Origin of the sequence: Bacillus sp. JJ783 (assembly GCF_036963225.1) — a bacterium.
In the GTDB taxonomy this organism is placed as follows: Bacteria; Bacillota; Bacilli; order Bacillales; family Bacillaceae_G; genus Bacillus_A; species Bacillus_A cereus_U.
Map to the genome: position 1 here is coordinate 38,584 of NZ_JBALMG010000064.1, position 11,951 is coordinate 50,534.

Sequence of the window (11,951 nt, forward strand, 5' to 3'; positions counted from 1 at the left end):
CCTATAAATCACTAGTGAGGAATCGATCTCATGTGAGGTTTTCTGACATGAGGTTTGTTTTTGTCAAGAAAATTATTTGCGTTCGGGCAAACTTATTTTGTTGTCAGATTTTAATTTTTGATTTATGATTTTTAACAGGGACAAAATGTAGTGAATTGTCGAATAATATGTAATACTCTTAATTTCATGTTTTATAGAGATAGAATGAGAGATAGAGTGACACATCGAAGAGGGGGTTACAACAAGTATGAAAAGAATAGGACTTGCATGGCAAATATTAATTGGTCTTGCACTAGGTATTGCAGTTGGTGCGATTTTCTTTGATAATCCAGCAGTTGCGAAGTACTTACAACCAATTGGCGATATTTTCATCCGATTAATTAAAATGATCGTTGTGCCGATTGTTGTAGCGAGTATTGTTGTTGGGGTTGCTGGTGTTGGCGATGTTAAGAAGTTAGGTCGACTAGGCGGAAAAACAATTCTTTACTTTGAAATTATTACAACAATTGCAATTGTTGTTGGTCTATTAATAGCGAACATTTTCCAACCTGGAAAAGGCGTTGATATGGAAAAATTAACAAAAACGGATATTTCTAAATATGCAGAAACAACAGAGCAAGTACAAAGTCATTCGTTTGCGGATACATTTGTAAATATTGTTCCGACGAACATTATGAAATCATTAGCTGAAGGTGATATGCTTGCTATTATCTTCTTCTCAGTATTATTTGGTTTAGGTGTAGCAGCAATTGGTGAGCGTGGTAAACCAGTCCTACAATTTTTCCAAGGTGTAGCAGACGCCATGTTTTACGTTACGAACCAAGTTATGAAATTTGCACCATTTGGTGTATTCGCATTAATTGGTGTTACAGTTTCTACATTTGGTCTTTCTTCATTAATTCCATTAGGAAAATTACTCATTGTAGTATACGGAGCAATGATCTTCTTCGTTGTAGTTGTATTAGGACTTACAGCGAAAATATTTGGAATTAACATTTTCCAATTCTTTAAGATTTTAAAAGACGAGCTGATCTTAGCGTACTCTACAGCAAGTTCAGAAACAGTTTTACCGAAAATCATGGAGAAAATGGAGAAATTTGGTTGCCCGAAAGCAATTACATCTTTCGTTATTCCGACAGGTTATTCATTTAACTTAGATGGATCAACTTTATATCAAGCAATTGCAGCAATTTTCTTAGCGCAAATGTACGGTATTGATTTATCCATTACGGAACAAATTACATTATTACTTGTATTAATGGTTACATCAAAAGGTATCGCGGGTGTACCGGGCGTATCATTCGTTGTATTATTAGCGACACTTGGTACAGTAGGTATTCCAGCTGAAGGTTTAGCGTTTATTGCAGGTATTGACCGTATTCTAGATATGGCTCGTACAGCAGTTAACGTTGTAGGTAACTCTTTAGCGGCTGTAGTTATGTCTAAGTGGGAAGGTCAATATGACGCTGAAAAAGGACAAGCCTATTTAAAAGAGATATCTGAAAAGGGTCAAGCGGCTTAATTAGGATTTGAAAAGCTCTCACATATTATGTGAGAGCTTTTCTGTATGTAGAAGAGGAGAGAAAGTTATGAAACGTAAGTACGGTGATGGTTCTACGTGGAAGCGATTAATAGAGAAGACATACACAGTAAAACAAGTTGAAGCAGGTATGTTAGGAATATTGGATATAAAAAAGGTGAGAGAGCCTAGTTATAAAGAATACAATAGTAAAGAGCTTTGCATTGCAGGTGATGGGTATACATGGATGCAATATTTTATAAACGGCAAAAACTTTGCAATTACAGCTATGTTAGACAATCAAAAACAATTAGTGCAATATTATATCGATGTGACGAAAGAATTTAAAATAGACGATCGTGGTTTACCTTATTTTGATGATTTATATTTAGATGTAGTATTGTTACCGAACGGTGAGGTCTATGTACTGGATGAAGACGAGTTAGAGGAAGCTTACAAAATTGGTGAAGTTACAAAGGAAGAATATGAGTTAGCATGGAATACAACAAAATGGATTATCGCGACGATAAAAAATAGAAAATTTTATTGGATCTCAATATTGGATAAAGAAATTAAAAAGTTGAAATGATTGGTTTATTCACCTTTTTGTATAATTACCAAAAAAATCTATACAAAAAATAATTGACTTTTGTTTTGTAAGCGAGTAAAGTTAGGAAAGAAATTATTATTTAAAAATAAATATGAAACCTTCTTATAAAGAGAGGCGGAGGGACTGGCCCTACGATGCCTCGGCAGCGGACTCGATTTCAGAGTGCTGTGCCAAATCCAGCAAGCATGTGCTTGAAAGATGAGAAGAGTGTTTCTTATAGATGTATAAGACCTCTTCTCGTTGGAAGAGGTCTTTTGTTGTTCATTAGAAAAGGTTGAAAACTAGGGAGAGATGATACTTTGAAAGAAACGAGAGGAAATGGTTTAGCGTTATTACCACTTGGAATATTTTTGGCGCTATTTATTGGTTCTGGAATTATTACAGGTGATTTCTATAAATTACCGATACTTGTAGCGATTTCAATTGCAGTAGGAATCGCATTAGCGATGAATCGTAAAGAAAGTTTTAATGTGAAAGTAGAACGATTTGCTAAAGGTGCAGGAAACCCTGATATTATGATCATGGTTTTGATTTTTGTACTTGCAGGGGCGTTTTCTGAAACAGCAAAAGGAATGGGCGGAGTGGATTCAACTGTTAATTTAGCGTTATCTATTTTACCACAAGGATTTATCGTTGCTGGAATTTTTGTTATAGGGGCATTTATTTCATTAGCGATGGGAACCTCAATGGGAACTATTGCTGCATTAGCGCCAATTGCTGTAGGTATTAGTGGGCAAACTGATATTTCAATTGCACTAACGATGGCTACTGTTGTGGGCGGAGCGATGTTTGGTGATAATTTATCATTTATTTCTGATACAACAATTGCAGCTGTAAGGTCGCAAGGAACAGAAATGAAAGATAAGTTTAAAACGAACTTTTTAATTGTATTGCCAGCTGCAATCATTACAATTGTACTATTAGTAATGGTTACTTTAGGAAGTGATACAGAAATTAAAGCTCAAACATTTGATTGGGTGAAGATATTACCATATGCAGGTGTACTTGTTACAGCATTACTTGGCTGGAATGTACTCATTGTATTAACTGGTGGAACTGTACTATCTGGTGTTATCGGTCTTATAGATGGAAGTTATACGTTAGAGAGTTTCTTTAAAAGTGTAACGACTGGAATGGGCAGTATGATGGAATTAGTATTACTTGCCATTTTAATCGGTGGTATGGTTGAGCTTATTCAGTATAATGGTGGTATTCAATATTTAATGAATCTTTTAACACGTAATATTCGTTCGAAAAAAGGAGCAGAGTTCGGCATTGCTGGTTTAGTGAGTATGACGAATATCTGTACAGCAAATAATACAATCTCTATCATTTTTACAGGTTCGCTTGCGAAGAACATTGCGGATCAATATGAAATTGATCCACGTAAATCAGCTAGTGTACTAGATCTTTTCTCTTGCTGTATACAAGGATTAATCCCATATGGTGCTCAAATGCTAACAGCAGCAGGATTTGCAGCGTTATCTCCAATTGAATTGTTACCGTATGCATTCTATCCAATTTTAGTTGGCGTATGTGGAATCATTTCTATATTAATTGGTTTCCCGAGGTTTTCTAAAGTGGCGGAAAAGAAAGAGTATCATAAAACAGCATAATTAAATATGAATTTTATTCGTAGCAACAAAAAGCCGTACAGAGAATATTCTCTGTACGGCTTTTTATGTGCGATAAAAGAGTGAGTTATCCTATCTTTCCTTATATTTTTACAAAAGGCTGAATGGAACTCAGTCTTAAGTCTGAGTTAAAAACGGTTCTTAAGCTCGTTATGAAAAAATGAAAAAATAGTTAAGATAAGAGTATCAAATCGAAGGGAGGCAAGCACAAGATGAAACAATTTCTAGCGTTTATCGCGGCCGGTATTTTGGCTTTAATTGCTCTTGGTAGTCTTGCTGGTATTGTAGGATTCGCAATCGGAGCAGGAGTTGTGTACTGGAGCTATAAATCATTTGTGCGAGCTAAATCATTTTTTGGAAAGTTAGCTTGGGGTATTGTTGGTTTAATCGGTTTGTCCATTGCACTTTCTCATTCCCCAGCATTAATCGGTATCGCAGCATTAGTAGTTTTATACTACGGATACCGTGAGTGGAAAAAAGAAAAAAATGTAGTTGTTGATTCTGCTCCAGAAAGTTCTAAACCATATAGCAACTTTGAAGATGAGTGGAACAAGTTAATGAAAAACTAATATAAAATAAATCAAATCAAATTATAAAGTAGAAGAGAGGAAGATTATAATGAAACAATCTTTATTCGGACGTGTACGCGATGCAATTTTAGCTGATTTTCATAATGTGTTAGATGAGAAAGAAAGAAAAAATCCAATTGCTATGTTAAACCAATATTTACGTGATAGTGAGCGTGAAATAACAAAAATTGAGAAGTTAATTCAGCGTCATAAAACATTAAAATCTAACTTCGCTCGTGAGCTTGAGCAAGCACGTTATTTTGTTAATAAAAGATCAAAGCAAGCTATCATCGCACAAGAAGCAGGCGAATTACAATTGCATGAACGTGCATTAGAAGAAGTAGCGTATTATGAAGGGCAAGTAACTCGCTTAGAAGAAATGTATGCTGGTGTTGTAGAGCAAATTGATGAGTTAGAGCGTCGTCTTTCAGAAATGAAAAATAAATTAAAAGAAATGAACGCAAAGCGTATGGAATTAATGGCACGTGAAAATATGGCGCATGCAAACCGCCGTATGAATACTGCTATTCATAAAATGGATGAAAATAATCCGTTCTTACGATTCGAAGAAATTGAAGATCACATTCGTGACATAGAGCTTCGTATAAATGAAGAGCATGAGCGTGATACATTTGATATGAAAATTGCAAAACTAGAGCGTGAAATGAAAGAGAAAAATGAAGTATCGTTAACGAAAGAAGTAACAAAATAATTGTAGTATATAATAAAACAGGCTTATGATATAGTGATAGGAGAAAAGGTGTTGGAAAGCAATGCCTTTTCTTCTATGTATATGTGACAAAGAGGGGGGGAGCTGAAATGAAGAAGCACTTTTCAAAAACACAATTTATGGGGATGCTCCTCATCATATTTGGATTCGGTCTTTTTCTTGATATGATACTTGGACATTTTGAACCAGGTGGTCTAATATTTGCATTTATTATGATTATGTTTGGAAGACATTATCGAAAGAAGAATCGTTATGTAAGAGGGAATGTATTTTTATTTGTCGGTGGTATTGTATTCTTATTCTTCTTATTTTCATCAGCAGCATTCGTACTTGTTGTGTTTGCTTGTTTAGCTTTAATTGGTTATCAACTTATTCAACAAGGACATCAGCAAAAAGCAATGAAAGTTGAAATTAAAGAAAAGGGATATATAGATGAAGAAAAACAAATATATCGTACAGAACCGTATATGAAAAATATGTTTGTAGGTAATGTACGAATGATGGATCATATTTATGAAATAGAGGATATTAACGTCCAATATGGTGCTTGTGACGTCGAGATTGATTTAACAACTGCTATGATTCCAGAGGGGGAAACGGTTATTGTTATTCGGGGCGTCATTGGTAATATTCGTTTATATGTACCATATGATATTGAATTGTCTTTAAATCATTCTGTTATTGTTGGGCGAGTGCTCCTGCCAGGACATGAAGAAACTGGATTTAACCGTAATGTTACGTTTAGAACAGAACAGTATAAAGAAGCCCCTCGTCGTATTAAAATTATTTCTTCGCTTGTCGTAGGCGATACGGAAGTGAGGAAAGTATAATGAAAAAACAAAGGAATATTTCGTGGATGTATATTCGTTATTCTATGTTGTCCTCTGTGAGTATCGCACTTATTTGTACAATTGTATATGTATGGAAAAGCGAGCAACAAGTTTATGATTTACTATGGAAAGAATCCATTGCTTCTGTTCCAATTGGCTTGTTTATTATAAGTACGAGTCTTCTTATCGGAGGAATTGTAGGATATGCAATCGGTTATTATATAGAGCAGCGTATACAAGGATTAAATACTTTTCTATTTGAAGTAGAGCGAGGGAATTTTCCGAGTGATGTTTCATTTACTGCGGATGATGAATTTCATGAAGTGGAACGAAAAGTAATTGGTCTTGCTCGTCGCTTAGAGGAGCAAGCTGGGCTATTTCAAAAAGTAACGAATGAACGAGCCCATTGGAATGAAGAGATGAGACAAGAAGCGATTTCTCAGGAAAGGCATCGATTAGCGAGAGAGCTGCATGATTCTGTAAGTCAGCAGCTTTTTGCAATGTCGATGATGATGTCAGCCATTAATGAACAAGTAGCTGAAATTCCAGACACGACGCAAAAACAGTTGCAGCTTGTTGAAAATATGGTTGTAAATGCACAATCAGAAATGAGAGCATTGCTCCTTCATCTACGCCCAGTGCAGTTAGAAGGTAAGAAACTAACAGAGGGTATAGAAGAATTATTAACAGAACTGTCTAGAAAGCAACATATGAAAATTGAATGGTTAATTGAACCGATTCAATTGAAAAAAGGTGTAGAGGATCATTTATTCCGTATTGTACAAGAGGCGCTGTCTAATACTTTACGGCATGCGAAGGCAAAGAAAACCGAAGTACGCCTTCGTAAAATTGATCAATATGCGATTTTGAAAATTATTGATGATGGTGTTGGGTTTAAAGTTGGTGTTAATAAGGCTGGTTCATACGGTTTAAGGTCAATGCAAGAGCGAGTTCATGAAATTGGTGGTACATTAAAAGTTCTTAGTTTTCCGAATAAAGGTACGCAAATAGAAGTGAAAGTACCGATTATGATTGAGAGAGGGGGAGAATCATGATAAAAGTATTATTAGTTGATGATCATGAAATGGTTCGAATGGGTGTATCAGCATATTTATCAACGCAGCCAGATATTGAAGTAGTTGGAGAAGCTGAAAATGGAAGAAAAGGTTCAGAGTTAGCTTTGCAATTAAGACCGGATATTATTTTAATGGACCTTGTTATGGATGAGATGGATGGGGTTGAAGCGACACGTGCTATTATTCAAGAATGGCCAGAAGCGAAAATTGTAGTTGTCACGAGCTTTTTAGATGATGAAAAGTTATATCCTGTTATTGAGGCGGGGGCGACAAGTTATTTATTAAAAACATCAAGAGCGAGTGATATTGCAGATGCTGTACGAGCTACTTATGATGGGGAAACGGTATTAGAGCCGAAAGTTACTGGCAAAATGATGTCTCGTATGCGTCAGAAGAAAGAACAACCTTTGCATGAGGAGTTAACAGAAAGAGAGTCTGAAATTTTGTTATTAATTGCAGAGGGGAAAAGTAATCAAGAGATTGCAGATGAGTTGTTTATTGCCCTTAAAACAGTAAAGACACATGTGAGTAATATATTAAATAAGCTAAATGTAAGTGACCGGACACAGGCGGTTATTTATGCGTTTAGACACCAATTGACGAAATAAGAAGGAAGCTTTGGCTATATATGGTCAAAGCTTTTTGTTGACGGTTAATTATGTAAGCGTTATCATTAAGGTGTTAACAGTACATACAAAGGGGAGAGAGTGTATGTTAGTTCAAACGATATTTGGAATGGATGAAACGAAAAAATTAGGTAACTATGTGAATGCGTTGCAAGCACTTTGTGAACAATATGATATTGAAACAGATCGTATTGCAATTATTGAGGCGGCAGAAGAATATTATTTATTTCTAGTAAAACAAGAAGATTGCTATGATGTTGTAAAAGTAGAAACAGTGGATACGAATATTGATTACTATACGAAAGCTTATAAAGTAAGTAGCTTTAATCATACTTCTTATCAAATGTAAAAAACTCCCGAAATGGGAGTTTTTTTATGATACTTTCGATTCAGGTGAATGATCCGTTAATGGTACTGCTTTGGCACCACTTAATTTTGCGATAGCAAAACCGATAATAGCCCCAATTAATGCTGGTACTAACCAGCCAATTCCTTCATTATATAATGGAATAAACTCGAAATAAGATGTGATAGATGAAACAGGAATATTCCCTTGTTTTAAACCATCAAATACGCTCACAACTGCAGATCCAATTAACGCACCTACATAAACAGAACGATATCCACCGAAATATTTATGAAGTAATGATAGTAATACGAGTACAATCGCAATTGGATATACAACAAGTAAAATAGGAACAGAGATTGCGATAATTTTTGTTAAACCTAAGTTGGCAACTAATAATCCTAACGAGCAAATGACACTTGCTAACGTTGTATATGAAAATTTCGTTAATAATGTTGAGAAGTATTGACTGCATGCAGATACAAGTCCAATACATGTTGTTAAGCAAGCGAGTGTAACGATAAGAGATAATAGAATTAAACCATATGGACCGAGTAATTGTTGTACGATAACGGTAAGTAGCTGTCCGCCATTTGTTGCGTATCCGAGAGAGACACTAGTTGTACCGAGCCAGCCAAGTGCACCATATACAAGTACGAGACCGGTAGCGGCAATAAGTCCTGCTTTTGCTGTTGCGATGGCAATGGATTTACGGTCATTCACACCTTTTGAGCGAATTGCATTTACAACGATAATTCCAAATGCAAGTGCTGAAATGGTATCCATTGTTAAGTATCCTTCCATAAAACCTTTGAAAATTGGAGAAATTTGATACTCTTGCATTGCTGGTCCGGATTGCCCGAGGGGTGTAAATACACCCTTAACGAATAATAAGAAAATAGAGAGTAATAAAATAGGTGTTAATACGCTTCCGATACGATCGACGAGTTTAGAAGGATTTAAACTAAGCCAAAATACGATAGCAAAGAAGATGACTGTGTATAAAAATAGCGCTAGGCTGCTAGAGCGAATAGTTTCTGGTAAGAAAGAACTAACTCCCATTTCATAAGCGACATTAGCAACACGTGGGATGCCCATAGATGGACCGATTGCAATGTATACAACTACTGTAAAGAATATTCCGAATGATGGGTGAACATGACTTGCAAGTTGTTGCATTCCATTTCCTGATAGAGAAATGGCGATAACAGTAAGTAGCGGTAAGCCGACTCCTGTTAGTAAAAAACCAATCATTGCTGGCCAAAAGTTTTCACCAGCATTTTGTCCAAGCATTGGAGGGAAAATTAAATTACCTGCTCCAAAAAATAAAGAAAATAGCATAAGACCTGTGAAAAAAATATGTTTTTTTGATACAGTGTTCATTGTTTTTGCCTCCTTTTTTGTAAATTCATTGTAAGAACACAAAAAACTCGTCCCTTAAGAAAGGGACGAGTTATATTTACCCGCGATACCACCCTAATTTATACATGTAGAAATATATTTATATGTATACGGCTTACAACGTACAACATGATACGTGTTCCTTGTAACGGAGGACGACCGGTAAGAACTTACTTCAGCATTCGGTTCTACTTCTCGGAGATGATTTTCGGTTACGAACTGAGCATTGGCTTTCAGCAAAATACCAACTCTCTGGGGAACAGCCCTGTAACGTACTCGTTCTCGTCAATGAATTTTTATTTAAGTATTCTGACAATATTTTCACATGTTTTTTTTAGAAAGTCAACATATTTTTTGGGAAATACACTTTCCTGTAGAAATATAGCTGAGAATATAAGGGTTAATGCTGTTTGTAAAAATGCTGTAAAACATTATAGAGAATTGTAAAGTTTATGGAGAAAATCGATATTTATAGGAGTAAGGGAGGAATTATTTGAATTTACAGAGAATAATACAACAATCCACTTGCTGGAAAGAACAAACCAAAAGAGGTGACTGAAATGCTTGCGATGGGAGTATTATTTGGCATTATTGCTATAATTGGTTTTATGTGGTTATATTATTCGCGTTCGTTTAAACAAGCAGAAGTTTTACTCTTTCAAAAAGGTAGTTTGTTGACAAATCAGTCTAGATATTTAGTATGTCCGAAGTGTGGAAGTGCGCAGGCCAGGAGTGGAGGATATCAAGAGTGTTGCAAAATTAGATTATGAAAGAAGGAAGCCTCACATTATTTTGTGAGGCTTCCTTCCTTACAATTTTTTCGCGCTCCAAATTGTCCAACGATCTCTTTCGATGATAGGAGAGACGTTTTGTAATGCCGTTTGGATATGATGTAGAAGTTGAGAAAGTTCATTATCTGTTAATTCATATAGAATGGATCGTCCGGTTCGAGGAGATAAATCTTGCAGCAATGCTTCTACAGAATCATGTGTTTTTCGTACTTCCCATTGTGTTTGTATGGGGAACACTTGAAGAGAATATTTTTGTAATTCTTGCTGTATAGTAGTGGCTTTTGGTCTTCTTTTTGATTCTATTTCAATGAGTTTTGGAAATACAGAGAAAAAATATCCACGAATGTGTTCAGGATTTCCTGGAATTGTACAATCTTCAATAGTTCGGTCTTGTAAAATAAGTGTACCGTCCTTTTTTAATATGCGAGAAGCCTCTCGTATAAATGTAGGAACATCTTGTAAATGATGGATGACTGCGCGAGAAATGACAAGGTCGAATGATTCGTTAGGATATGGAATGTTATGCGCATCACCGTGAATGAATGAAGTGTTTGGGAAGGCATTACAATTTTCTTTTGCAGCTTGTAATATTTCTTTTGAAAAATCAAGCCCAACAACATTTTTGGCTCCCATAAGAGCAAGTTCTTTCGTATAAATGCCTCCACCACAACCTATATCAATTACTTGTTTGTTTTGTACATCTACAATATTGTTTATTGTTTCCTGCCATGAAATATGTGCGTTACGATTTGCATACGTATACTTATTATTTGCATCATGAAAATTAATGGACATTGTAAAATCCTCCCTTCAGTGTATAGTATAGCTCATTCTATATAATGTAACGTTTTTGTTTTATGCATGAGGATTATAAGAATTTCTTATTGGAAAAGGAGAATCAATTTGAAAGGGAAATATTTAATGTTTTTATGTGTTATTTTACTCGCGTCGTGTGGTCAAGCCGAGCAAAAGAAGGAATCGAAACAAGTAGAGGAGACAGTGAATGAAGTGAAAGAACCATTACAAATAACTGTTATACAAAAAGGTAAAGAAGAAAAAAATTTAAAGAAAATGGATGCGGAGTTGGTGGTGGATATTATAAACAAAGCGGAAAAACAAGAAGTAACGGGTAGTTTTGGTGAACCGGAATATGAAATACAAATTAGTAGAGATGGGAAAATAGAAACATATTATGCATGGTTAAGAGGAGAAGATCGCCGAGGATGGATTCAATATAAGAAAGATATGTATATGCTGAACGAAAAAGATACTGAAAAACTTTTGGCTATATTTCCAAAGATTCCAGAACAAAAAGAAGATGAGATACAAGTAGGGCCTTTAACGGAAGTAACGAAAAAAGATTTGCAGATTACCGCGTTTCATATTAAAGCAGGCGATCAAAAAATAAATTATACGGTACGTTATACGATTTCACAATCACTATATAATAAGTTAGCAAAGGAACAAGAATATTATTTGCAATTGATTTTCCCTGAAAAGGTTCAAAAATTAATTGGAGCAAAAGATAGTGAAATGATTTCAGCTGAAAAAGTAAAGGAAGGGTATAAACAGTATGAATTGAATGTTACTGTTCCGATAAAAGATGCTTCAGAATCACAATTAAAATCACTAGAAACCTATTATGATAATTACGATTTACAAATATTAAATAGTAAGAAAGAAAAAGTAGGAGCATTTCAAAACATTATTCAAATTGTTAAAGAGTATGGTGAAAAAATGAATTTACAAAGATAAAGTGAAACTTTAATCAGTGGGGGGAATCCCCCGCTGATTTTAGCACGACTCCCACCTAACTTCT

At 35.2% G+C, this 11,951-nt stretch carries 13 protein-coding genes, 1 riboswitch and 1 other annotated feature; of the genes, 11 read left to right on the forward strand and 2 right to left on the reverse strand.

What is annotated here, in order from left to right:
* Positions 1–247 precede the first annotated feature (247 nt).
* The 9 genes from gltP (at position 248) to V7038_RS14815 (ending at position 7,943) form a co-directional block, all read left to right on the forward strand.
* Positions 248–1,522 carry a glutamate/aspartate:proton symporter GltP gene (gltP, locus tag V7038_RS14775; protein WP_002202649.1) on the forward strand — a complete coding sequence of 425 codons (1,275 nt, stop codon included), beginning with the start codon at positions 248–250 and terminating at the stop codon, positions 1,520–1,522.
* Between the two features lie 67 nt (positions 1,523–1,589).
* A complete protein-coding gene (locus tag V7038_RS14780) occupies positions 1,590–2,108 on the forward strand; it encodes a DUF402 domain-containing protein (RefSeq protein ID WP_070169942.1) in 519 nt (172 codons plus the stop codon).
* Positions 2,109–2,228: 120 nt separating this feature from the next.
* Positions 2,229–2,334, forward strand: a riboswitch (SAM riboswitch).
* Positions 2,335–2,428: 94 nt separating this feature from the next.
* Positions 2,429–3,745: a Na+/H+ antiporter NhaC family protein gene (locus V7038_RS14785; RefSeq protein ID WP_335470661.1), complete on the forward strand. Its 1,317-nt coding sequence runs from the start codon at positions 2,429–2,431 to the stop codon at positions 3,743–3,745.
* A 230-nt stretch (positions 3,746–3,975) separates the two neighbouring features.
* Positions 3,976–4,332: a hypothetical protein gene (locus tag V7038_RS14790; RefSeq protein WP_000808645.1), complete on the forward strand. Its 357-nt coding sequence runs from the start codon at positions 3,976–3,978 to the stop codon at positions 4,330–4,332.
* 49 nt (positions 4,333–4,381) lie between these two features.
* On the forward strand, positions 4,382–5,044 hold the full coding sequence (locus V7038_RS14795) for a PspA/IM30 family protein (protein WP_000814140.1): 663 nt from the start codon (positions 4,382–4,384) through the stop codon (positions 5,042–5,044).
* Between the two features lie 107 nt (positions 5,045–5,151).
* Positions 5,152–5,892, forward strand: coding sequence for a cell wall-active antibiotics response protein LiaF (liaF, locus tag V7038_RS14800; protein ID WP_335470663.1), 741 nt, complete (start codon positions 5,152–5,154; stop codon positions 5,890–5,892).
* A complete protein-coding gene (locus V7038_RS14805) occupies positions 5,892–6,947 on the forward strand; it encodes a sensor histidine kinase (RefSeq protein ID WP_002202645.1) in 1,056 nt (351 codons plus the stop codon). The genes liaF and V7038_RS14805 overlap by 1 nt, the downstream gene beginning before the upstream one ends.
* Positions 6,944–7,576, forward strand: coding sequence for a response regulator (locus tag V7038_RS14810; protein WP_000598709.1), 633 nt, complete (start codon positions 6,944–6,946; stop codon positions 7,574–7,576). The genes V7038_RS14805 and V7038_RS14810 overlap by 4 nt, the downstream gene beginning before the upstream one ends.
* A gap of 10 nt (positions 7,577–7,586) precedes the next feature.
* Positions 7,587–7,943 (forward strand): DUF3992 domain-containing protein, encoded by a 357-nt coding sequence (locus tag V7038_RS14815; RefSeq protein ID WP_335470667.1) that lies wholly within the window; start codon positions 7,587–7,589, stop codon positions 7,941–7,943.
* Between the two features lie 24 nt (positions 7,944–7,967).
* Here V7038_RS14815 and brnQ3 read toward each other — a convergent pair whose 3' ends face one another.
* On the reverse strand, positions 7,968–9,323 hold the full coding sequence (gene brnQ3, locus V7038_RS14820) for a branched-chain amino acid transport system II carrier protein BrnQ3 (protein ID WP_335470669.1): 1,356 nt from the start codon (positions 9,321–9,323) through the stop codon (positions 7,968–7,970).
* Between the two features lie 58 nt (positions 9,324–9,381).
* Positions 9,382–9,639, reverse strand: a binding site (T-box leader).
* 262 nt (positions 9,640–9,901) lie between these two features.
* Between brnQ3 and V7038_RS14825 the strand changes: the two genes are divergently transcribed.
* Entirely contained in the window at positions 9,902–10,111 is a 210-nt protein-coding gene (locus tag V7038_RS14825; protein ID WP_000880630.1) for a hypothetical protein, read from the forward strand.
* Positions 10,112–10,150: 39 nt separating this feature from the next.
* On the opposite strand, the gene V7038_RS14830 is transcribed toward V7038_RS14825, so the two are convergent.
* On the reverse strand, positions 10,151–10,927 hold the full coding sequence (locus V7038_RS14830) for a class I SAM-dependent methyltransferase (protein ID WP_335470672.1): 777 nt from the start codon (positions 10,925–10,927) through the stop codon (positions 10,151–10,153).
* Between the two features lie 108 nt (positions 10,928–11,035).
* On the opposite strand from V7038_RS14830, the gene V7038_RS14835 reads away from it, so the two are divergent.
* Complete coding sequence (locus V7038_RS14835; RefSeq protein ID WP_199661126.1) at positions 11,036–11,887, forward strand: hypothetical protein; 852 nt, start codon at positions 11,036–11,038, stop codon at positions 11,885–11,887.
* The last annotated feature ends 64 nt before the right edge of the window (positions 11,888–11,951 follow it).

What these genes read in the sequence shown, in the direction of transcription:
- gltP (WP_002202649.1), top strand. Translation starts at nt 248, where the DNA reads ATGAAAAGAATAGGACTTGCATGGCAAATATTAATTGGTCTTGCACTA.
- V7038_RS14780 (WP_070169942.1), top strand. Translation starts at nt 1,590, where the DNA reads ATGAAACGTAAGTACGGTGATGGTTCTACGTGGAAGCGATTAATAGAG.
- V7038_RS14790 (WP_000808645.1), top strand. Translation starts at nt 3,976, where the DNA reads ATGAAACAATTTCTAGCGTTTATCGCGGCCGGTATTTTGGCTTTAATT.
- V7038_RS14795 (WP_000814140.1), top strand. Translation starts at nt 4,382, where the DNA reads ATGAAACAATCTTTATTCGGACGTGTACGCGATGCAATTTTAGCTGAT.
- liaF (WP_335470663.1), top strand. Translation starts at nt 5,152, where the DNA reads ATGAAGAAGCACTTTTCAAAAACACAATTTATGGGGATGCTCCTCATC.
- V7038_RS14805 (WP_002202645.1), top strand. Translation starts at nt 5,892, where the DNA reads ATGAAAAAACAAAGGAATATTTCGTGGATGTATATTCGTTATTCTATG.
- V7038_RS14810 (WP_000598709.1), top strand. Translation starts at nt 6,944, where the DNA reads ATGATAAAAGTATTATTAGTTGATGATCATGAAATGGTTCGAATGGGT.
- brnQ3 (WP_335470669.1), bottom strand. Translation starts at nt 9,323, where the DNA reads ATGAACACTGTATCAAAAAAACATATTTTTTTCACAGGTCTTATGCTA.
- V7038_RS14825 (WP_000880630.1), top strand. Translation starts at nt 9,902, where the DNA reads ATGCTTGCGATGGGAGTATTATTTGGCATTATTGCTATAATTGGTTTT.
- V7038_RS14830 (WP_335470672.1), bottom strand. Translation starts at nt 10,927, where the DNA reads ATGTCCATTAATTTTCATGATGCAAATAATAAGTATACGTATGCAAAT.